Below are 18885 nucleotides of genomic sequence, written 5' to 3'. Positions count from 1 at the left end.
GGAATTTCCATGGACACCAAACTGCTCGATATCCTTGCCTGCCCGATCTGCAAGGGCCCGCTCAAGCTCAGCGCCGACAAGACCGAGCTGATCAGCAAGGGCGCGGGTCTGGCCTATCCGATCCGCGATGGCATCCCGGTGATGCTCGAAAGCGAAGCGCGCACCCTGACCGATGAAGAGCGTCTGGACAAATGAGCCTGGCCTTTACCGTTGTGATTCCGGCGCGGCTGCGCTCTACGCGCTTGCCGGGCAAGCCGTTGCTGCCGATTGCCGGCAAGCCGATGATCCAGCACGTCTGGGAACAGGCTCGCAAAAGCAGCGCCAACCGTGTGGTAATCGCCACCGATGATGCGGGTATCTTCAAGGTCTGCGAGGCCTTTGGCGCTGAAGTGCTGATGACCCGTGAAGACCATGACTCCGGTACCGACCGCCTGGCTGAAGTTGCCGCCAAGCTGGGCCTGGCTGCCGATGCCATTGTGGTCAACGTGCAGGGTGACGAGCCGCTGATTCCGCCGGTGATCATCGATCAGGTGGCGGCCAACCTGGCGGCCCATCCCGAGGCCGGCATCGCCACCCTGGCTGAGCCGATCAGCGACGTCGAAGCACTGTTCAACCCCAATGCCGTCAAGGTGGTCAGCGACTGCAACGGCCTGGCCCTGACCTTCAGCCGTGCCCCCTTGCCCTGGGCGCGGGATGCCTTTGCCCAGAGCCGTGAGCAGATGCCGCAAGGCGTGCCGTACCGCCGTCACATTGGCATGTACGCCTATCGCGCCGGTTTCCTGCAGGATTTCGTCGCCTGGGGCCCGTGCTGGCTGGAAAAGACCGAATCGCTGGAGCAGCTGCGCGCGCTCTGGCATGGCGTGCGTATTCACGTCGCCGATGCTATCGATCCGCCACCCGTGGGTGTCGATACCCCTGAAGACCTGGAGCGCGTACGGCGCTTGCTGGAGGCCTGATGCGGGTTCTGTTCGTGTGCCTCGGCAATATCTGCCGTTCGCCCACCGCCGAAGGCGTGCTGCGTCAGCAATTGCAGGATGCAGGCCTGGCCGGGCAGATTGAAGTGGCGTCGGCCGGCACTGGCGACTGGCATGTCGGCAAGCAGCCGGATACCCGTACCTGCCGCACCGCGCGCATGCGTGGCTATGACTTGTCGCAGCAGCGTGCGCAGCAAATCAAGGCCGCGCACTTCAATGATTTCGACCTGATCCTGGCCATGGACAAGAGCAATCTTGGCCATCTGCAAGCCATGCGCCCGGCCACGGCCAAAGCCGAGCTGGACCTGTTCCTGCGCCGTTATGACGGTGCGCTGGATGAGGTGCCGGATCCTTACTATGGCGCCGAGCAGGATTTCGAAGAGGTCCTCGACTTGATCGAAATCGCCTGCAGTCGTCTGGTCATCGAACTCAAGGGCCGTCTATGAGCGGGCAGTGGCAGCAACAGGTATCGCTCAAGCCGTATAACACCTTTGGTATCGATGTTAAGGCCCGGTTTTTCACCGAAGCCCACAACGACGATGAGGTGCGCCAGGCCCTGGCCCAAGCGGCTGAGCAGGGCGTGCCGGTGCTGGTGGTGGGCGGTGGCAGCAACTTGTTGCTCACCGCCGATATCCAGGCGCTGGTACTGCGCATGGCCAGCCGTGGCCTGCGCATCCTGTCTGACGACGGCAAGCGGGTGGTGGTCGAGGCCGAAGCTGGCGAACCCTGGCACCCGTTTGTGCAATGGAGCCTGGCCCAGGGCCTGGCTGGGCTGGAGAACCTCAGCCTGATTCCGGGCACGGTTGGTGCTGCACCGATGCAGAACATTGGCGCTTACGGCGTCGAGATCAAGGACGTGTTCGCCGGGCTCACCGCGCTAGACCGCCAGACCGGTGAGCTGCGCGATTTCAGCCTCGAAGAATGCGCCTTCGCCTACCGTGACAGCTTGTTCAAGCGTAATCCGGGGCGCTGGTTGATCCTGCGCGTGCGCTTTGCCTTGAGCCGGGTCATGCATGCTCATCTGGACTACGGTCCCGTGCGCCAGCGCCTGAACGAGCAGGGCGTCAGCCAGCCGACTGCGCAAAATGTCAGTGATGCGATTTGCAGTATCCGTCGGGAAAAGCTGCCTGACCCTGTTGAGCTGGGCAACGCCGGAAGTTTCTTCAAGAACCCGGTGGTGGCAGCGGTTCTGGCCGACAAGATCCGTTTGCAGCATCCGGGGCTGGTGGCTTATCCACAGGCTGATGGTCAGTTCAAGCTGGCTGCCGGCTGGTTGATCGAGCAGGCGGGCTGGAAGGGCCATCGCGAAGGCGATGCTGGGGTGCATCGTTTGCAGTCGCTGGTGCTGGTCAACTATGGCCAGGCGACTGGTGCGCAGTTGCATCAACTGGCGCAGAAAATCCAGGCCGATATCCTCGAGCGGTTCGGGGTTGAGCTGGAGATGGAGCCAAACCTTTATTAACCGCTCCCAACGGCAATAAAAAAGGCTCTTCACGGAATCCCGGGTTGGGATGTTGAGGCTGCGAGTTTATCCATTCAGTGTGGGGCCAACAGCGGCGCCACACCGAATGGATAAGCCCGCAACCCAACCCAAGAATCATAGCCCCCGGGATTCCGTGAAGAACCATAAAAAAGCCCCGCCAGTTACCTGGCGGGGCTTTTTTTCAGCCTTGAAGATCAGACGAGCGGTTTGTGCTCTTCTTTCTCTACTTCCGCTTCTTCAGCCGGTGCAGCAGGCGCCTCTTCAGCGACTACAGCAGCGCTGGCTTCGGCGGCGGCCGCTGCAGCGGCGGCTGCGGCAGCTTCAGCTTCACGCTTGCGACGGCGTACTTCACGTGGATCGTTCGGCGCGCGACCGTTGCTGGTCAGGGCGCTGGCCGGGGCTTCGGCAGCAGGCTCTTCAGCCGGGGCTGGCTCGGCAACTACTGGCGCAGGCGCTTCGACCGTTTCGATCACTTCAGCAACTACCGGCTCGGCCACCACAGGGGCCTGGACTTCAGGCTCTGGCTCGACTGCAGCAACCGGCTCGACGACTTCAGCGGGTGCGGCAACAGGGGCTTCGACCACTGGTGCAATGCTGGCCTCTACGGCTTGCGCTGTTTCGACCGGGGCAGTGAAGGGTTGCTCGACAACCGGTACGGCAGCGACTTCGGCAGCTTCAGCAACTTGAGCGGCTTCTGCCACTTCAGTTACTTCAGTTACTTGGGCCACTTCGGCGACTTCAACCACTGGCTGAGGAGCTTCGACGACGGCTTCGCTGGCAGCAACTTCAACAACTGCCTGCTCTTCGACAGCAGCAGTGGCGCGTTCAGCCTGCTGGTTGGCTTCTGCTTCGGCAGCGGCGCTGATGTTGCTGGTAGCAACGGCAGCGGTCACGGCCAGGCCAGCAGCCAGTTCAGCACCCAGCTCGGTGGCTTGAGGCTGCTCGTCGCTGCCGTCTTCCGAACCTTCTACCAGGTTGCCATTGGCATCGCGTTGACGCTCACGACGGTTGCTGCGACGACGCTGGCCACGGGAGCGGCGGCGAGGGCGTTCGCCTTCGGTGCCTTCCTGGTTGTCATCCTGCAGCAGTTCTTCGTTCGGCAGTTGCTCGTCTGCAGCTTCAGCAGCCTGTTCGGCTGGACGCGGCTGGCGCTCTTCACGCGGCGGGCGTGGTTGGCGCTCTTCACGTGGGGTACGCTCTTCACGCGGCGCACGTTCTTCGCGCGGGGCGCGCTCTTCACGTGGGGCGCGTTCTTCGCGTGGAGCACGCTCTTCACGAGGCTGGCGCTCTTCGCGCGGGGCGCGCTCAGGGCGTTCTTCGCGTACGGCCGGGGTGGCGGCGTCCAGTGGCTCGCGCAGTTCGCGGACTGGGCGATCTTCACGGGAGCGGCGTTCTTCACGTGGTGCGCGAGCTTGACGCTCTTCACGCGGCTGACGTGGTGCGCGTTCTTCGCGGGCCGGTGCCTCTTCGCGGGCTTCGCGTGGCTGGCGCTCTTCACGTGGGGCGCGCTCGGCACGCTCCTCACGCGGTTTGCGGTCTTCATCGCGACGGCCGTTGCGGTTGCGGCTCTGCTGGCGACCGTTGCGGCGCTCTTCGTTGCGCTGCGGGCGCTCGCTGGCAGGCTTCTCGGTAACCACAGGTGCTGCGGCGGCAGGTTCGTCCTTGCCGGCGAACAGGCTGACCAGCGACTTCACCAGACCTTTGAACAGGCTTGGCTCGGGAGCCTGGGCTGGAGCAGCGGCTGGTGCGGCCGCTTCGACAGGTACCGGAGCGTTGGCGCGGGCCGGAGCGGTCTTGACCGCGGCTTCCTGGCGCACCAGGGTGCGGGTGGCGGCAGCCGGCTGGGCTTCTTCGGTTTCGGTGGCTGCGATTTCGTAGCTGGATTGGCCGCTCTGGGCTTCCGGGCTGTCGTCGCGCAAGCGCTGGACTTCGAAATGCGGGGTTTCCAGGTGATCGTTCGGCAGAATAACGATACGGGCCCGGGTGCGCAGCTCGATCTTGGTGATCGAATTGCGTTTTTCGTTGAGCAGGAAAGCGGCAACCGGAATCGGCACTTGCGCGCGGACTTCGGCGGTGCGGTCTTTCAGGGCTTCTTCTTCGATCAGGCGCAGGATGGCCAGCGACAGCGATTCGACGTCACGGATGATGCCGGTGCCGCTGCAGCGCGGGCAGACGATGCCGCTGCTTTCACCCAGCGAAGGGCGCAGGCGTTGGCGGGACATTTCCAGCAGGCCGAAGCGCGAGATGCGGCCAACCTGTACGCGGGCACGGTCGGCTTCCAGGCATTCGCGGACTTTTTCTTCCACGGCGCGCTGGTTCTTGGCTGGGGTCATGTCGATGAAGTCGATCACGATCAGGCCGCCGATATCACGCAGGCGCAGCTGGCGGGCGATTTCCTCAGCCGCTTCCAGGTTGGTCTGCAGCGCGGTTTCCTCGATGTCGCTGCCTTTGGTGGCGCGCGCCGAGTTGATGTCGATGGAGACCAGGGCCTCGGTCGGGTCGATGACGATCGAACCGCCGGACGGCAGGTCGACGACGCGCTGGAAAGCGGTCTCGATCTGGCTTTCGATCTGGAAACGGTTGAACAGCGGAACGCTGTCTTCATACAGCTTGATCTTGCTGGCGTACTGCGGCATGACCTGGCGGATGAAGGTCAGGGCTTCTTCCTGGGCGTCGATGCTGTCGATCAGTACTTCGCCGATGTCCTGACGCAGGTAGTCACGGATGGCGCGGATGATGACGTTGCTTTCCTGGTAGATCAGGAATGGCGCGGCGCGGTCCTGGGAAGCTTCCTTGATCGCAGTCCACAGCTGCAGCAGGTAGTCGAGGTCCCACTGCATTTCTTCGCTGCTGCGGCCAAGGCCGGCAGTGCGCACGATCAGGCCCATGTCGGCAGGGGCGACCAGGCCGTTGAGGGCTTCGCGCAGTTCGTTGCGCTCTTCGCCTTCGATGCGACGGGAGATGCCGCCGGCACGCGGGTTGTTTGGCATCAGCACCAGGTAACGGCCGGCCAGGCTGATGAAGGTGGTCAGGGCTGCGCCCTTGTTGCCGCGCTCTTCTTTCTCGACCTGGACGATGACTTCCTGGCCTTCGCTGAGCACTTCCTTGATGTTCACCCGGCCTTCGGGCGACTTCTTGAAGTATTCGCGGGAGATTTCTTTCAACGGCAGGAAGCCGTGACGCTCGGAGCCGAAGTCGACGAAAGCGGCTTCCAGGCTAGGTTCGATCCGGGTGATCCGGCCTTTGTAGATGTTGGCCTTTTTCTGCTCACGCGCGCCGGACTCGATGTCCAGGTCGTAGAGACGTTGGCCGTCCACCAGAGCTACACGCAACTCTTCGGGTTGAGTCGCGTTAATCAGCATTCTTTTCATGTAATACCGTCGGTTTCCGGGCTGCCGGAAACGGCGTTCGGCACACACGACTTCTCACGGTCTGTGTCAGGTGCGCAAGGGGTGGCGGGCCACCCCCGTGTCCAGCAACTTTCGAGTCCGACTGGTCACCCAGTACTGCCGAAGTCGCGACGACGCGTCCTGCTTGCTGTGGTGTCAAATGCACTCAGTCAGGAGGAGGAATCAGCCTTCGGCCGTGGACGCCCGTGGGGCATCTTGATCAAGACCGGGTCCGGTCGCCTGGCCAATTGGCCGGTGGACTGGACGCAGTACTACACGGTCCGACGGTTGTGCATCTCCACCCTACACGTATCCCTGATAATTCGGGTGCTGCCGCGCGCTGAATCCGCAACGGGTTGCATTTTCGCCAGCTCCATACGGGAGCCCGCGCCTTTTATGTCCAAGGCTGGTATTTCCGAAGCCGTCGCCATGACTGCGTGAAATTGACGGCACTGACAGAGTGGCAGCGAAAAAAACGTGGGGGAGGGTGAAATACCGCTCTTGTAGTTTTTTATCGGTCTTCTCTGCGCGGCGCTGGTGGCGATTCCAGGCATTTCTGTAAACTGGCGAAAGCCCCGTCGGACGGCCTCGCGTCCTCGAGAATTGCGTCGGTCAGGGCCGGCTGTAAGCCGTGAGTCCGCTGGCCAGCCGCTTTTGGCGGCGTTCGCGACTATAGCAGCAATCATTAAGTGCTTCAAATCCATAAAAAATTGTTATGATTGGCAAATGACGACTACTGCCCCTCCGACCTCCGGCGTCCAGCTGATCGAGGTCGCGCCGGAACTTGCCGGCCAACGAATCGATAATTTCCTCATCACCGCGCTCAAGGGTGTTCCCAAGACCTTGATTTACCGCATTTTGCGTAAAGGTGAAGTGCGTGTGAACAAGGGCCGGATCAAGCCCGAGTACAAGCTGCAAGCGGGCGACATCGTGCGCGTGCCGCCCGTTCGTCTGCCCGAGCGCGACGAGCCGGTGCCGGTGGCCCAGGGTTTGCTTCAGCGTCTTGAGGCGGCCATCGTCTATGAAGACAAGGCCCTGATTGTGCTCAACAAGCCGGCCGGCATCGCCGTGCACGGTGGCAGCGGCTTGAATTTCGGTGTGATCGAAGCCTTTCGTCAGATGCGCCCGGACGCCAAGGAGCTGGAGCTGGTTCACCGCCTGGACCGCGATACCTCCGGCCTGCTGATGATCGCCAAGAAGCGCAGCATGTTGCGTCACCTGCACGCCGCCCTGCGTGGCGACGGCGTCGACAAGCGTTACATGGCGCTGGTCCGCGGTCATTGGGCTACCGCCAAGAAACAGGTCAACGCCCCATTGCTCAAGAGCAACCTGCGCTCCGGCGAGCGCATGGTCGAGGTTAATGACGAAGGCAAGGAGGCGCTGACGATGTTCCGCGTGCTGCGCCGTTTCGGCGAGTTCGCCACCATTGTCGAGGCGCGGCCGATCACCGGTCGTACCCACCAGATTCGCGTGCATGCCCTGCACGCCGGGCATTGCATTGCCGGCGACAGCAAGTATGGCGATGAAGACTTCACTCGTGAAATCCGCGACCTGGGCGGTAAACGCCTGTTCCTGCATGCCTACGCCCTGACCGTGCCGCTGCCCGATGGCGGCGAGCTCAAGCTTGAGGCGCCGGTGGATGAAATGTGGGCCAAGACCGTGGAGCGCCTGAGTGCAGCGTGATTACGACCTGCTGATCTTCGACTGGGACGGCACCCTCGCCGACTCCATCGGCCGCATCGTCCAGGCCATGCACCTGGCTGCCGGTCGCGCCGGTTATGCCACCTGCGCTGACGAAGCGGTCAAGGGTATCATTGGCCTGGCGTTGCCGGAGGCCATCAGCGTGTTGTATCCGCAGCTGGATGCCGAGCAGGTTGTCCAGTTCCGCCAGCACTATGCCGACGTGTACATGGCCCTGGATGACCAGCCTTCGCCGTTGTTCGAGGGCGTGGTCGAGTCGCTGGAGGCCTTTCGGGCCGAGGGCTATCGCCTGGCGGTGGCGACCGGCAAGGCCCGGCGCGGGCTTGATCGGGTGTTGCGCGCCAATGGTTGGGAAGATTATTTCGACATCACCCGGGCGGCCGACGAAAGTCGCGGCAAACCGCACCCGCAGATGCTCGAAGAGATCCTTGCCCATTGCCAGGTCGAACCGCAGCGTGCGGTGATGGTCGGAGATTCTTCATTCGACCTGTTGATGGCCAGCAATGCCGGCATGCATTCGGTTGCGGTGGGTTACGGCGCCATGTCGCTGGAGGCCTTGAGTGCTTTCGGGCCGCAGGTGTGTATCGATCATTTTTCGCAGTTGCAGGCCTGGCTTCGCCGCGCGCCCGCAGCCGCACATTCCAGGGTAGGTGAGCATGGCTGACGAGTGGAAGGCGCCCAGCGCCGAAAGTAACGACAGCAACGAAGATCGAAAGAGCTGGAAGCTGCTGGAGAAAACCCTCCTGGCCGGTGTTCAGGAGCAGCGTCGGGCGCGGCGCTGGGGAATATTTTTCAAGCTGCTGACCTTTGTTTACCTGTTCGGCATCCTTGCCTTGTTTACGCCATTGATGGACATGGACAAGGCGGCCTCGCGCAGCGTCAGCCATACCGCGCTGGTCGAGGTGCGCGGCATGATTGCCGACCAGGAGCCCGCCAGTGCCGACAATATCGTCAGCGGTCTGCGCGAGGCGTTCAAGGACCCGAAAACCAAGGCGGTGATCCTGCGTATCAATAGCCCGGGCGGCAGTCCGGTGCAGTCGGGTTACATCTACGATGAAATCCGCCGCCTGCGCGCCGAGTATCCGGCGATCAAGCTGTACGCGGTGATCAGCGACCTGGGTGCTTCCGGGGCTTACTACATCGCCAGTGCTGCCGACCAGATCTACGCCGACAAGGCAAGCCTGGTGGGCTCCATCGGTGTGACGGCGGCCGGTTACGGCTTCGTCGGCACCATGGAAAAGCTTGGTGTCGAGCGTCGTACCTATACCGCCGGTGAGCACAAAGCCTTCCTGGACCCGTTCCAGCCGCAAAAGCCTGAAGAGACAGCGTTCTGGCAGGGTGTGCTGGAAACCACCCACAAGCAGTTCATTGCCAGCGTCAAGCAGGGCCGTGGCGAGCGCCTCAAGGACAAGGAGCACCCTGAGTTGTTCAGTGGTCTGATCTGGTCGGGTGAGCAAGCCCTGGCCCTGGGTCTGGTAGATGGCCTGGGCAGCGCCGGTTACGTGGCGCGCGAGGTGGTAGGGGAAAAGGAGCTGGTTGACTTCACCGTCGAAGAGTCGCCGTTCGACCGCTTCTCCAAGCGCCTGGGTGCCAGTGTGGCTGAGCATCTGGCGATGTGGATGGGCTTTCAGGGGCCATCGCTGCGTTGATTGCCTGATGCATTGAAAAAGCCGACCTTCGAGGTCGGCTTTTTTGTGTGTGTCAGGGTAGGCTCGCGCCTTCGGCCAGCAGCATATCAACCAGGCGAATCAGCGGCAGGCCGATCAGGCTGGTGGCATCCACTCCGTGGGTGCTCTGGAACAGGCTGACCCCAAGGCCCTCGGCCTTGAAGCTGCCGGCGCAGTCGTAGGGCTGTTCGGCGCGCAGGTAGCGCTCAATGCGCGGCAGGTCCAGGTCGCGCATGTTCACCGTGAACGGCACGCAGTCGACCTGGCAGTGGCCGCTGGCGCTGTTGAGCAGTGCCAGGCCGGTGAGGAAGGTTACATGGTTGCCGCTGGCCGCCAGTAGTTGCTCGCAGGCGCGTTCGAAGTTGTGAGGTTTGCCGAGGATCTGCTCGCCGAGCACGGCGACCTGGTCGGAGCCGATGATCAGGTGTCCGGGATGGCTGTCGGCCAGGGCCCGGGCTTTCTCTTTGGCCAGGCGCTTGACCAGGTCAACGGCGGGTTCTTCATCCAGGCGTTGTTCGTCGATATCTGGCGAGGCCCAGCTGAATGGCAGGCGCAGTCGTTCGAGCAGTTCGCGCCGGTAGGGTGAGCTGGAAGCCAGTAATAAAGGCAGCATGATAGACTCCTGAACAGGTGAAACGATTCTAACATGCTGAACGGAGCCGAATTTCCTTTGACAGGGGCGGGGGTCATCCCTAGAATGCTGCGCCTATGTTGAATGACCCGATTCCACCTCACGTTGACCCGCGCAAATTGGCCGATCGTGGTGTTTCCCTCGAAGGAACACTGCAGCTCGCCGATTTGGAGAGACTCTGCGACCCGCTTTCCGACACTGTCGGTACGGTGCAGGCTAAATTCGATTTTGAACGCGACGAGCAGAAGGCTGTGGTTATCCACACCGACCTGAGCGTCGAGGTCAAGATGGTTTGCCAGCGTTGTCTTGAGCTGGTCACCCTGCCGATCCACAGCGAATGTACTTACGCCGTGGTGAAGGAGGGTGCGAATACCCAGTCGTTGCCGAAAGGTTATGACGTGCTGGAACTGGGCGAAGATCCTTTGGATCTGCAGGCCTTGGTCGAGGAAGAGCTTCTGCTCGCCTTGCCTATCGTGCCTGCTCATCATCCGGAAGAATGCCAGCAGCCGGCGGGCGCCGATGAGCCCGAACCGAGCAAGGACGAGGTAACACGGTCCAACCCGTTCAGTGTATTGGCGCAGTTAAAGCGTGACCCAAACGTTTAGGAGTTAATCAATTATGGCTGTTCAGCAGAACAAAAAATCCCGCTCTGCCCGTGACATGCGCCGTTCGCACGACGCTCTCTCGGAAAACGCTCTGTCCGTAGAGAAAACCACTGGTGAAGTGCACCTGCGTCACCACGTATCGCCAGAAGGCGTATACCGTGGTCGTAAAGTGATCGACAAGGGCGCTGACGAGTAATCCTTGTCCGCTCAGATCATCGCGATTGACGCAATGGGCGGGGACTTCGGTCCCCGCAGCATTGTTCAGGCGAGTATTGCTTGCCTGTCGGCTACCCCCTCGCTGCACCTGACCCTCGTCGGTCAACCCTCCCTCCTTGAAGATCTGATCGCTGGCCAGTCGGCAGCGGATCGCGCGCGCCTGCAAATCGTGGCCGCCAGCGAAGTGATCGGCATGGACGAGCGGCCGTCCCAGGCGTTGCGCAGCAAGCCCGATTCGTCCATGCGCGTGGCCCTCGAATTATTGCGTGATGGCAAGGTTCAGGCCTGCGTCAGTGCCGGCAACACCGGTGCGCTGATGGCGCTGTCGCGCTATGTATTGAAAACCCTGCCCGGCATCGATCGCCCGGCCATGGTTGCCGCCATCCCCACCCAGACCGGTTACTGCCAGTTGCTCGACCTGGGTGCCAATGTCGACTGCAGCGCAGAAAACCTCTATCAGTTTGCCGTGATGGGCTCGGTGGCCGCCCAGGCCCTGGGTATCTTGCGCCCGCGTGTGGCCTTGCTCAACGTCGGCACCGAAGACATCAAGGGCAACCAGCAAGTCAAACTTGCGGCCAGTCTGCTGCAGAATGCCCGCGGCCTGAACTACATCGGTTTCGTCGAAGGTGACGGCTTGTACCGTGGCGAGGCGGACGTAGTGGTGTGCGACGGCTTTGTCGGCAACATCCTGCTCAAGTCCAGCGAGGGCCTGGCGACGATGATCGGCGCGCGTATCGAGGCGCTGTTCAAGGGTGGGCTCGGCGCGCGTCTGGCCGGCGCCGTGGCCATGCCACTGCTGCGCCGCCTGCAGGCTGACCTGGCGCCGGCGCGACATAATGGCGCAAGTTTTCTCGGCCTGCAGGGTATCGTCATCAAAAGTCATGGCTCTGCCGGCGTGCAAGGCTTTCAGAGCGCCATTCAGCGGGCGCTGATCGAGATCCAGGAGAACCTGCCGCAACGTTTGCACGGGCGCCTGGAAGACCTGTTGCTTTAGGCATATGCCTCAGGAAGTGGTTAAATGTGACCGCTTGGTCCTCGTTACCATCCAACTCTTCAGTTTCTTGTGCTCAGCCTGGTGCTGGGCGCTTTATTTCCGACGACAAGATCACTAGGGGCTTGTTCAATGTCTGCATCCCTCGCATTTGTCTTTCCCGGTCAAGGTTCGCAGTCCCTCGGCATGCTCGCCGAGCTGGGCGCCCAGTATCCGCTGGTCATTGATACCTTCCGTGAGGCCTCCGAGGCTCTGGGCTATGACCTCTGGGCGCTGACCCAGAACGGTCCGGAAGAGCAACTCAACCAAACCGACAAAACCCAGCCGGCCATTCTCACCGCTTCGATCGCCTTGTGGCGCCTGTGGCTGGCCGAGGGCGGCGCGCGTCCGGCGTTCGTTTCCGGTCACAGCCTGGGCGAATACAGTGCCCTGGTCGCCGCTGGCAGCCTGAGCCTGGGTGACGCCGTGAAGCTGGTCAAGCGCCGCGGCGAGCTCATGCAAGAGGCTGTACCAGCCGGGCAGGGCGCGATGGCTGCGATCCTTGGCCTGGACGACGCCGTGGTCGCGGATATCTGTGCACAAGCTGCCAAGGGCGAAGTGGTCAGCGCAGTCAATTTCAACTCGCCAGGCCAGGTTGTGATCGCTGGCGCCAAGGCTGCTGTCGAGCGCGCCATGGAAGCCTGCAAGGCCGCTGGCGCCAAGCGTGCACTGCCGCTGCCGGTCAGCGTGCCGTCGCACTGTGAGCTGATGCGCCCGGCCGCCGAGCGCTTCGCCGAATCGGTCAATGCCATCGACTGGCAGGCCCCGCAGATCCCGCTGGTGCAAAACGTCAGCGCTGCCGTAGCCGCTGACCTCGACACCCTCAAGCGCGACCTGCTGGAGCAGCTATACAAGCCGGTACGCTGGGTCGAGTGCGTACAGACCCTGGCCGCCAATGGCGCGGTAAACCTGGTCGAATGCGGTCCAGGCAAGGTTCTGGCCGGCCTGAACAAGCGTTGCGCCGAGGGCGTGACCACCTACAACCTCAATACCCCAGATGCCGTCGCCGCCACTCGTGCGGCGCTGGCCTGATTTAGGAGAAGCTTGCATGAGCCTGCAAGGTAAAGTTGCCCTGGTTACCGGCGCCAGCCGTGGTATCGGCCAGGCTATCGCCCTGGAACTGGGCCGTCTGGGCGCTACCGTGATCGGTACCGCTACCTCCGCTTCGGGCGCCGAGCGTATCGCCGCGACCCTCAAGGAGCACGGCATCACTGGTACCGGCCTTGAGCTGAACGTGACCAGCGACGAGTCGGTCACCGCCACCCTGGCCAAGATCCAGGAGCAGTTCGGCGCGCCGACCATCCTGGTCAACAACGCCGGCATCACCCGCGACAACCTCATGCTGCGCATGAAGGACGACGAGTGGTTCGACGTCATCGACACCAACCTGAACAGCCTTTACCGTCTGTCCAAGGGCGTGCTGCGCGGCATGACCAAGGCACGCTGGGGTCGTATCATCAGCATCGGCTCGGTGGTCGGTGCCATGGGTAACGTCGGCCAGGTAAACTATGCTGCTGCCAAGGCGGGCCTGGAAGGCTTCAGCCGCGCCCTGGCGCGTGAAGTCGGCTCCCGCGCGATCACCGTCAACTCGGTGACCCCGGGCTTCATCGACACCGACATGACCCGCGAGCTGCCTGAAGCTCAGCGTGAAGCGCTGCAGACCCAGATCCCGCTGGGGCGTCTGGGCCAGGCTCAGGAGATCGCCAATGTGGTGGCTTTCCTGGCCTCCGAAGGTGCAGGCTATGTCACCGGCGCGACCATTCCGGTCAACGGCGGCATGTACATGTAAAATTGAATGTGACGGATTGCTTCAAAAAAATGTCATACGAGCTGTCTAAAATCCGTTATAAAGCTGCAACCAGATTCTAGTCGGTTGGCAGGTGTGGTCTTGCAAGGCGTGTTGCGCTTGAAAAGCAGACGTCTTTCTATACACTTACACACCGGCCAGCTGCCTGACATATGTCCATTAGGAGTGAAAACAAGGTATGAGCACCATCGAAGAACGCGTCAAGAAAATCGTCGCCGAGCAACTGGGCGTTAAAGAAGAAGAAGTAGTGAACACTGCTTCCTTCGTCGAAGATCTGGGTGCCGATTCCCTTGACACCGTTGAGCTGGTGATGGCTCTGGAAGAGGAATTCGAGACCGAAATCCCTGACGAAGAAGCCGAGAAGATCACTACTGTTCAAGCTGCTATCGACTACGTCACCAGCCACCAGGCCTAAGACGTTGTAGTCGTCGCTTCTTGTCATGGAAAAACCGCACTGCCTTCGCCGGCGTGCGGTTTTTTCTTTACAAGAGATGTAGTCAATTGAATAAGGAGAGTGCTGTGTCGCGTAGACGCGTCGTGGTCACCGGTATGGGTATGCTGTCGCCACTGGGTACGGATGTGCCGAGCAGTTGGCAGGGCATTCTGGCTGGCCGCAGTGGCATAGGTCTGATCGAGCATACTGACCTGTCTGCCTACTCCACCCGTTTTGGCGGCTCGGTAAAGGGCTTTGAAGTCGAGCAGTACCTGTCGGTCAAGGAAGCCCGCAAGCTCGATCTGTTCATTCAGTACGGCCTGGCAGCCGGTTTTCAGGCAGTGCGTAATGCCGGCCTGGAAGTGACCGATGCCAACCGCGAGCGCATTGGCGTGGCCATGGGCTCGGGTATCGGTGGACTGACCAACATCGAAGAAACCAGCCGGACCTTGCATGACCAGGGCCCGCGGCGCATTTCGCCATTCTTCGTGCCGGGTTCGATCATCAACATGATTTCCGGTTTCCTGTCGATCCACCTGGGTGTACAGGGGCCTAACTACGCTATTTCCACCGCCTGCACCACCGGTACCCACTGTATCGGCATGGCCGCGCGCAACATTGCCTTCGGTGAAGCCGACGTGATGATCGCCGGCGGTGCGGAAATGGCCGCCTGTGGCCTGGGCATGGGTGGTTTCGGTGCGTCGCGGGCGCTGTCGACCCGCAACGACGACCCGACCCGTGCCAGCCGCCCGTGGGACCAGGGCCGTGACGGCTTCGTCCTCGCTGACGGTGCCGGTGCGCTGGTGCTTGAAGAGCTCGAGCACGCCAAGGCCCGTGGCGCGACCATCTATGCCGAGCTGGTTGGCTTTGGCATGAGTGGCGATGCCTACCACATGACCTCGCCGCCAGAAGACGGCAGCGGTGCTGCGCGCTGCATGGCCAACGCCCTGCGCGATGCCGGCCTGAACGCCAGCGACGTCGATTACATCAACGCCCATGGTACCTCGACGCCGGCCGGCGACCTGGCAGAAGCCTCGGCGATCAAATCGGTGTTCGGCGATCACGCCTACAAGCTCGCGATCAGCTCGACCAAGTCGATGACAGGTCACCTGCTAGGCGCTGCCGGTGCAGTCGAGGCGATCTTCAGCGTGCTGTCGATCAATAGCCAGGTGGCGCCGCCGACCATCAACCTGGATGAGCCGAGCGAAGGTTGTGACCTCGACTTCGTGCCGCACCAGGCGCGTAACATGCCGATCGAGGTGGTGCTGTCCAACTCCTTCGGTTTTGGTGGCACCAACGGCTCGCTGGTGTTCCGCCGGTTCGCCGGCTGATGCGCAGTTGGGTCGATGGCCTGCCGGCAGATGCACTGACGTTGCAAAGCCGGGGGCTGGCCTATGGCGATGGTCTGTTCGAGACCATCGCCGTGCGTGCCGGTCGGCCATCGTTGCTCGAGTACCACCTCGAGCGCTTGGCGCTGGGTTGCCAGCGCCTTGCGATCAGCGCCGATCACGGCCTGGTTCGCGACGAGTTATGCCGTTATGCCAGCTTGCTGGGTGACGGCGTGCTCAAGCTTATCGTTACCCGTGGCGACAGCCAGCGCGGCTATGCGCCGGCCGCTGGCGTGGCGCCACGGCGTATCCTCCAGGGCAATCCCTTGCCCACTTATCCTTCAGAGCATGCCGAGCACGGCGTTCGCCTGTTCGACTGCCAGACACGTCTGGCCGAACAGCCTTTGCTGGCTGGTCTGAAACACCTCAATCGCCTCGAGCAAGTGCTGGCCCGTGCCGAGTGGCAGGATGCCGAGCACGCCGAAGGTTTGATGCGCGATGTTTCCGGGCGCATCATCGAAGGGGTGTATAGCAACCTGTTCCTGGTGCGTGACGGCCAGCTGCTGACCGCCGACCTGAGCCGCTGTGGCGTGGCCGGGGTGATGCGCGCAGCCTTGCTCGGCCATGCCAGGAGCGCTGCAATTCCTGTGCAGATTACCGATCTGAGCCTGCAGGACCTGCAGCAGGCCGACGAAGTGTTTGTCTGCAACAGCGTCTACGGCATCTGGCCGGTACAGGCTTTTACATCGCTGAACTGGCCGCCGGGGCCGCTCACCCGTAAACTGCAGGCCATTGCCCGTACGCTACTGGATGCCTGATTTGTGAGACGTAAATTCTTGGTGCTGCTGGAGATCGGCTTGATCCTGGCCGGCCTGATGTTGGGCTATTCGGCCTGGAAGGTGAAATCGGCGCTGGAGCAGACCCTGCACGTGTCCCAGGAGCGGTTGCTCGACGTGCCCACCGGTACCACCCCCAACCGCATGTTCTATCGCATGCAGAACGACGGTGTGCTGGAAGACGCCTTCTGGCTGCGCCTGTACTGGCGCTTCAACATGGCTGGCGTGCCGCTGCACACCGGCGAATACCGCATGACCCCGGGCATGACCGTGCGCGACCTGTTCGAGGTCTGGCGTCGCGGTGATGTGGTGCAGTACACCCTGACCCTGGTCGAGGGCTGGAACTTCCGCCAGGTGCGTGCGGCGCTGGCCAAGCACGAGAAGATCAAGAAAACCATCGACGGCCTGAGTGATGCCGAGGTCATGGACAAGCTTGGCCATCCGGGCGTGTTCCCCGAAGGGCGGTTCTTCCCGGATACCTACCGTTTCGTGCGCGGCATGAGCGATGTCGAGTTCCTGCAGCAGGCCTACGCGCGCCTGGAAGAAGTGCTGGCCAAGGAATGGGCTGAGCGTTCCAGCGACGTGCCGTATCGTGACCCGTACCAGGCGCTGATCATGGCGTCGCTGGTCGAGAAGGAAACCGGTGTGCCGCAGGAGCGCGGGCAGATTGCCGGTGTGTTCGTGCGGCGCATGCGCATCGGCATGCTGCTGCAGACCGACCCGACTGTGATCTACGGCATGGGCGAGCGCTACAACGGCAAGATAACCCGCGCCGACCTGCGCGAGCCGACGCCGTACAACACCTACACCAACGCCGGCCTGCCACCGACGCCGATTGCCATGGTCGGCCGCGAAGCCATTCATGCCGCGTTGAACCCGACGCCGGGCAGCAGCCTGTATTTCGTGGCCCGTGGTGATGGCAGCCATGTGTTTTCCGATGACCTCGATGCGCACAATTCGGCCGTGCGCGAGTACCAGATCAAGCGCCGTGCCGACTACCGTTCGAGCCCGGCCCCGGTTACCGAACCTGAACCCGAGGCCAAGCCGACGGCGCCGCAATCGCCGGACGTCAGCCCTGAGCCGGCGCCCGAGCAAGCGGCGCCGGCCAGCGAAACGGCCTCCCCGCAATGACCCACTGTAAGGACTGCCTGTGAGCGGCTTGTTTATCACCCTGGAAGGTCCCGAAGGCGCGGGCAAGAGCACCAACCGCGAGTACCTCGCCGAGCATTTGCGCGGTGCTGGTCTGGATGTCGTGTTGACCCGCGAGCCGGGCGGCACGCCGCTGGCCGAACGAATCCGCGAGCTGCTGCTGGCCCCCAGCGACGAGAAGATGGACGCCGACACCGAACTGCTGCTGGTGTTTGCCGCCCGTGCCCAGCACCTGGCCGAAGTGATTCGCCCAGCCCTGGCCCGTGGTGCGGTGGTGCTGTGCGACCGTTTTACCGATGCCACCTACGCCTACCAGGGCGGCGGTCGCGGCCTGTCGCTGGAGCGCATTGCCACCCTGGAGAGTTTCGTTCAGGGCGATTTGCGCCCGGACCTGACCCTGGTGTTCGACCTGCCGGTGGAAATCGGCCTGTCCCGCGCTGCTGCTCGCGGGCGCCTGGACCGTTTCGAGCAAGAAGGCCAGGCCTTCTTCGAGGCTGTGCGCCAGGCCTACCTGGCACGCGCTCAGGCTGCGCCGCAGCAATACCGGTTGATCGATGCCGCCCTGCCGCTGGCCCAGGTACAGCAGTCGCTGGACGCCTTGCTGCCGCAAATCCTGGAGCGTTGCCGTGGCTGAGGCCTTTCCCTGGCAGCAGGCGCTTTGGCAGCAACTGGCCGGGCGTACCCAGCATGCCCATGCCTACCTGCTTCACGGGCCGCAGGGTATCGGCAAGCGAGCCCTGGCCGAGCGCCTGATGGCCTTGCTGCTGTGCCAGCGTCCGCAAGAGTTGCAGGCGTGTGGGCAGTGCAAGTCATGCCTGTTGCTCGCAGCCGGCAGCCACCCGGACAACTATGTGCTGGAGCCGGAAGAGGCTGACAAGCCGATCAAGGTCGACCAGGTCCGCGACCTGGTGTCCTTCGTGGTGCAGACCGCGCAGCTGGGCGGGCGCAAGGTGATTTTGATCGAGCCGGTCGAGGCGATGAACGTCAATGCCGCCAACGCCTTGCTCAAAAGCCTCGAAGAACCCTCGGGCAACACAGTGTTGCTGCTGGTCAGCCATCAGCCCAGCCGCTTGTTACCGACCATCAAAAGCCGCTGCCAGCAGCAGGCTTGCCCGCTGCCGAGCCGCGAGCAAAGCCTGGCCTGGCTCGAGCAAGCCTTGCCCGACTGCGACGAGCAGGAGCGCCTGGAGTTGCTGAGCCTGGCCGCCGGCTCGCCGTTGGCGGCAGTCAGCCTGCAGGCCCAGGGTGTGCGCGAGCAGCGCGCGCTGGTGGTCGATGGGGTGAAGAAGCTGCTCAAGCAGCAGCAATCGCCCAGCCAGCTGGCCGAGGCCTGGAATGCCATTCCCCTGTTGCAACTGTTCGACTGGTTCTGCGATTGGTCCAGCCTGATCCTGCGTTATCAGTTGACCCAGGACGAGGAGGGGTTAGGCTTGAGCGATATGCGCAAGGTGGTTCAGTACCTGGCGCAGAAGAGCAGCCAGGCCAAGATCCTGGAGATCCAGGACTGGATTCTGGCCCAGCGCCAGAAGGTCCTGGGCAAGGCCAACCTCAATCGGGTGCTGTTGCTCGAGGCGCTGCTGGCGTCCTGGGCGATGTTGCCGGGCCAGCGTTGAGCTGCGCCGTTCCTTCATTTCTT

Annotated in this window: 20 protein-coding genes; 18 read left to right on the top strand and 2 right to left on the bottom strand. The window is 62.5% G+C overall.

Going from position 1 to position 18885, the window contains the following annotated elements:
• Positions 1–9 precede the first annotated feature (9 nt).
• Genes ABIE20_RS07500 through murB form a run of 4 tightly spaced genes read left to right on the top strand, consistent with a single transcriptional unit; the run spans position 10 to position 2436 of the window.
• Positions 10–195, top strand: coding sequence for a Trm112 family protein (locus tag ABIE20_RS07500; RefSeq protein WP_027977460.1), 186 nt, complete (start codon positions 10–12; stop codon positions 193–195).
• Complete coding sequence (gene kdsB / locus ABIE20_RS07495) at positions 192–956, top strand: 3-deoxy-manno-octulosonate cytidylyltransferase (protein ID WP_429504033.1); 765 nt, start codon at positions 192–194, stop codon at positions 954–956. The genes ABIE20_RS07500 and kdsB overlap by 4 nt, the downstream gene beginning before the upstream one ends.
• Positions 956–1420: a low molecular weight protein-tyrosine-phosphatase gene (locus ABIE20_RS07490; protein WP_429504032.1), complete on the top strand. Its 465-nt coding sequence runs from the start codon at positions 956–958 to the stop codon at positions 1418–1420. Before kdsB ends, ABIE20_RS07490 begins: the two co-directional genes overlap by 1 nt.
• On the top strand, positions 1417–2436 hold the full coding sequence (murB, locus tag ABIE20_RS07485; RefSeq protein WP_429504030.1) for a UDP-N-acetylmuramate dehydrogenase: 1020 nt from the start codon (positions 1417–1419) through the stop codon (positions 2434–2436). Before ABIE20_RS07490 ends, murB begins: the two co-directional genes overlap by 4 nt.
• Before the next feature lie 215 nt (positions 2437–2651).
• Here murB and rne read toward each other — a convergent pair whose 3' ends face one another.
• The gene (rne, locus tag ABIE20_RS07480; protein ID WP_429504028.1) at positions 2652–5828 is read right to left on the bottom strand and encodes a ribonuclease E; all 3177 of its coding nucleotides are present in this window, start codon (positions 5826–5828) and stop codon (positions 2652–2654) included.
• Between the two features lie 744 nt (positions 5829–6572).
• Between rne and rluC the strand changes: the two genes are divergently transcribed.
• Genes rluC through ABIE20_RS07465 form a run of 3 tightly spaced genes read left to right on the top strand, consistent with a single transcriptional unit; the run spans position 6573 to position 9196 of the window.
• Positions 6573–7529 carry a 23S rRNA pseudouridine(955/2504/2580) synthase RluC gene (rluC, locus tag ABIE20_RS07475; RefSeq protein WP_429504026.1) on the top strand — a complete coding sequence of 319 codons (957 nt, stop codon included), beginning with the start codon at positions 6573–6575 and terminating at the stop codon, positions 7527–7529.
• Complete coding sequence (locus ABIE20_RS07470; protein ID WP_429504024.1) at positions 7519–8211, top strand: HAD family hydrolase; 693 nt, start codon at positions 7519–7521, stop codon at positions 8209–8211. Before rluC ends, ABIE20_RS07470 begins: the two co-directional genes overlap by 11 nt.
• On the top strand, positions 8204–9196 hold the full coding sequence (locus ABIE20_RS07465; protein WP_429504022.1) for a S49 family peptidase: 993 nt from the start codon (positions 8204–8206) through the stop codon (positions 9194–9196). Before ABIE20_RS07470 ends, ABIE20_RS07465 begins: the two co-directional genes overlap by 8 nt.
• A 52-nt stretch (positions 9197–9248) precedes the next feature.
• On the opposite strand, the gene ABIE20_RS07460 is transcribed toward ABIE20_RS07465, so the two are convergent.
• Positions 9249–9827: a Maf family protein gene (locus ABIE20_RS07460; protein ID WP_429504020.1), complete on the bottom strand. Its 579-nt coding sequence runs from the start codon at positions 9825–9827 to the stop codon at positions 9249–9251.
• Positions 9828–9922: 95 nt separating this feature from the next.
• On the opposite strand from ABIE20_RS07460, the gene ABIE20_RS07455 reads away from it, so the two are divergent.
• From ABIE20_RS07455 to ABIE20_RS07405, 11 genes are all read left to right on the top strand, one after another.
• A complete protein-coding gene (locus ABIE20_RS07455; RefSeq protein ID WP_010223220.1) occupies positions 9923–10450 on the top strand; it encodes a YceD family protein in 528 nt (175 codons plus the stop codon).
• Between the two features lie 13 nt (positions 10451–10463).
• Positions 10464–10646, top strand: coding sequence for a 50S ribosomal protein L32 (rpmF, locus tag ABIE20_RS07450; protein ID WP_010223221.1), 183 nt, complete (start codon positions 10464–10466; stop codon positions 10644–10646).
• Positions 10647–10649: 3 nt separating this feature from the next.
• Entirely contained in the window at positions 10650–11660 is a 1011-nt protein-coding gene (gene plsX, locus ABIE20_RS07445; RefSeq protein WP_429504018.1) for a phosphate acyltransferase PlsX, read from the top strand.
• Between the two features lie 129 nt (positions 11661–11789).
• Positions 11790–12728: an ACP S-malonyltransferase gene (gene fabD / locus ABIE20_RS07440; protein WP_429504016.1), complete on the top strand. Its 939-nt coding sequence runs from the start codon at positions 11790–11792 to the stop codon at positions 12726–12728.
• Positions 12729–12744: 16 nt separating this feature from the next.
• Positions 12745–13485 carry a 3-oxoacyl-ACP reductase FabG gene (gene fabG / locus ABIE20_RS07435; RefSeq protein ID WP_038994156.1) on the top strand — a complete coding sequence of 247 codons (741 nt, stop codon included), beginning with the start codon at positions 12745–12747 and terminating at the stop codon, positions 13483–13485.
• Positions 13486–13681: 196 nt separating this feature from the next.
• Positions 13682–13918 carry an acyl carrier protein gene (gene acpP, locus ABIE20_RS07430; protein ID WP_003175607.1) on the top strand — a complete coding sequence of 79 codons (237 nt, stop codon included), beginning with the start codon at positions 13682–13684 and terminating at the stop codon, positions 13916–13918.
• Between the two features lie 104 nt (positions 13919–14022).
• Positions 14023–15267 carry a beta-ketoacyl-ACP synthase II gene (fabF, locus tag ABIE20_RS07425; protein WP_429504013.1) on the top strand — a complete coding sequence of 415 codons (1245 nt, stop codon included), beginning with the start codon at positions 14023–14025 and terminating at the stop codon, positions 15265–15267.
• Positions 15267–16082, top strand: a complete 816-nt coding sequence (pabC, locus tag ABIE20_RS07420) for an aminodeoxychorismate lyase (RefSeq protein WP_429504011.1) — start codon at positions 15267–15269, stop codon at positions 16080–16082. The genes fabF and pabC overlap by 1 nt, the downstream gene beginning before the upstream one ends.
• A gap of 3 nt (positions 16083–16085) precedes the next feature.
• On the top strand, positions 16086–17231 hold the full coding sequence (gene mltG, locus ABIE20_RS07415) for an endolytic transglycosylase MltG (RefSeq protein ID WP_429504009.1): 1146 nt from the start codon (positions 16086–16088) through the stop codon (positions 17229–17231).
• 19 nt (positions 17232–17250) lie between these two features.
• Positions 17251–17883, top strand: a complete 633-nt coding sequence (tmk, locus tag ABIE20_RS07410) for a dTMP kinase (RefSeq protein WP_429504007.1) — start codon at positions 17251–17253, stop codon at positions 17881–17883.
• On the top strand, positions 17876–18862 hold the full coding sequence (locus ABIE20_RS07405; protein ID WP_429504005.1) for a DNA polymerase III subunit delta': 987 nt from the start codon (positions 17876–17878) through the stop codon (positions 18860–18862). Before tmk ends, ABIE20_RS07405 begins: the two co-directional genes overlap by 8 nt.
• Positions 18863–18885 lie beyond the last annotated feature (23 nt).

Source organism: Pseudomonas sp. 2835 (assembly GCF_050435905.1).
GTDB lineage: Bacteria > Pseudomonadota > Gammaproteobacteria > Pseudomonadales > Pseudomonadaceae > Aquipseudomonas.
The sequence above is the reverse complement of the archived record's forward strand: the minus strand, read 5'-3'. Positions and strand labels throughout refer to the sequence as shown.

Coding starts and splice junctions, on each gene's coding strand:
- ABIE20_RS07490 (WP_429504032.1), top strand. CDS start 956: ATGCGGGTTCTGTTCGTGTGCCTCGGCAATATCTGCCGTTCGCCCACC.
- fabD (WP_429504016.1), top strand. CDS start 11,790: ATGTCTGCATCCCTCGCATTTGTCTTTCCCGGTCAAGGTTCGCAGTCC.
- acpP (WP_003175607.1), top strand. CDS start 13,682: ATGAGCACCATCGAAGAACGCGTCAAGAAAATCGTCGCCGAGCAACTG.
- ABIE20_RS07500 (WP_027977460.1), top strand. CDS start 10: ATGGACACCAAACTGCTCGATATCCTTGCCTGCCCGATCTGCAAGGGC.
- ABIE20_RS07455 (WP_010223220.1), top strand. CDS start 9,923: ATGTTGAATGACCCGATTCCACCTCACGTTGACCCGCGCAAATTGGCC.
- rpmF (WP_010223221.1), top strand. CDS start 10,464: ATGGCTGTTCAGCAGAACAAAAAATCCCGCTCTGCCCGTGACATGCGC.
- ABIE20_RS07460 (WP_429504020.1), bottom strand. CDS start 9,827: ATGCTGCCTTTATTACTGGCTTCCAGCTCACCCTACCGGCGCGAACTG.
- ABIE20_RS07465 (WP_429504022.1), top strand. CDS start 8,204: ATGGCTGACGAGTGGAAGGCGCCCAGCGCCGAAAGTAACGACAGCAAC.
- rluC (WP_429504026.1), top strand. CDS start 6,573: ATGACGACTACTGCCCCTCCGACCTCCGGCGTCCAGCTGATCGAGGTC.
- fabG (WP_038994156.1), top strand. CDS start 12,745: ATGAGCCTGCAAGGTAAAGTTGCCCTGGTTACCGGCGCCAGCCGTGGT.
- rne (WP_429504028.1), bottom strand. CDS start 5,828: ATGAAAAGAATGCTGATTAACGCGACTCAACCCGAAGAGTTGCGTGTA.
- murB (WP_429504030.1), top strand. CDS start 1,417: ATGAGCGGGCAGTGGCAGCAACAGGTATCGCTCAAGCCGTATAACACC.
- pabC (WP_429504011.1), top strand. CDS start 15,267: ATGCGCAGTTGGGTCGATGGCCTGCCGGCAGATGCACTGACGTTGCAA.
- kdsB (WP_429504033.1), top strand. CDS start 192: ATGAGCCTGGCCTTTACCGTTGTGATTCCGGCGCGGCTGCGCTCTACG.